1 protein-coding gene is annotated in these 1,416 nt (G+C 45.0%); it reads right to left on the minus strand.

Going from position 1 to position 1,416, the window contains the following annotated elements:
* Positions 1-71: 71 nt before the first annotated feature.
* Positions 72-1,304, minus strand: a complete 1,233-nt coding sequence (locus LV85_RS14915) for an IS4 family transposase (RefSeq protein WP_111320839.1) — start codon at positions 1,302-1,304, stop codon at positions 72-74.
* Positions 1,305-1,416: the final 112 nt, after the last annotated feature.

Consider the following 1,416-nt stretch of genomic DNA (forward strand, 5'->3'; position numbering starts at 1 on the left):
TGTCCGGTAAACTAAAAAGAGGCTGATTTTTCATGTCCAGTTATCGGGAGAAGTACTTTTAATCGAATTTCTCAAAAGCTAGCCCCCTTCATTTCTGGGAAGAGGGAGTTTTGGTAGGTGTCGTTGTTTTCTTCGATGATTTTCAGCCAGCTTTTTTCGGGGTCTTCCAGAAAACTGTAGACATTGATATAGTTCATCAACTGTTTGCTGATCAGGGATACCAGGTTTGAGAAAGCCCAGCTCCGTTTCACTTTACTTCTTACCAAGGTGATCAGCAGATTGGCAAGCAAGGCGGCCCAGATCTGTAGTTCTATTGCATTTTCGTTGTCTCCGAGGAAATATTTCAAAGGGAAGTTCTGTTTCAGTTGCTTGAAGAGGAGTTCAATCTGCCACCTTTTCTTGTAGATCAAGGCGATCTTCTCGGCGGGAAGCTCGAAGTTGTTGGTAATAAATTCAAACAAACGTTCGTTTTTGCTATCCCAGTAGGCGATCCGACGGGCTCGGTGCTCTTTAGCCTTATTTTCCCCATAGCTGACCGTAATTTCTTCATCCTTGAGCACACCGGTGTCTGCTTCATCAGGAATATCGTACTCCACCTGGGCTTTGTAGAGGGCATTGTCTTTCAGGCGGGTCACATACCAGATGGACTGTTGTGTAAATTGCTCGTATTGCTCATAATCCACATACCCCTTGTCGAAGGTGATGATGGAGCCTGCAGCTAGATTCATGGCCTCTTTCAAAAACAGGTGATCATGTCTTGCCGCCGCACTGTAACGAACCAGACAGGGAACATTTTCGCTTGCTTTGATGAGCGTATGGGCTTTTATCCCTCCTTTTTTCTTGCCCTGCTTTGGGTTACGGCCAACCCCTTTGAGGATGTCTTTAAATAGCGACAAGGTAGAAGAATCCATGATGTAGAGGCGCTTCAAATCCGAATCGCTTAGCTGGCTGTCCGCTAAAGAGGGCGCATGTTGTCTGTAAACTGACAGATAGATCTCCTCGAAGACTTTACTGGTTCGGCGTAGGTTGGCCTCTGATAACGTACTGCGCTTAACCAGGTAGCTTAAGCCCAGATGAGATAGTTTGTGAGCATTGGCCAATAGGCCCAAAATGACCTCCCGTAGCGAACTATAGCCTTCTAAAGCAGCGAATAGCATCACCACCAAATGGTTATAGGTGGAAAATTTCTTCACATATCGTTCTGCGCCGTTCCTCTTTGCTATGTTTTTCACCTCATTCTTATCGATAAAACTTAACAATTGGTTGAATATCGGCTGTCCGCTAAAGTTTGTACTTTTACCCATGGCTTGCTTTTTTGTGTCGTAACTCTAAAGTAGCCACTCCGGGCTGGTTCCAAAAGGAGCAGCCCGGTTTAAATATCTTTACCGGACACTAGTGCTTCAGAATCTATTTTAA

This window comes from Algoriphagus chordae (genome assembly GCF_003254055.1).
Classification (GTDB): domain Bacteria; phylum Bacteroidota; class Bacteroidia; order Cytophagales; family Cyclobacteriaceae; genus Algoriphagus; species Algoriphagus chordae.

What these genes read in the sequence shown, in the direction of transcription:
- LV85_RS14915 (WP_111320839.1), bottom strand. Translation starts at nt 1,304, where the DNA reads ATGGGTAAAAGTACAAACTTTAGCGGACAGCCGATATTCAACCAATTG.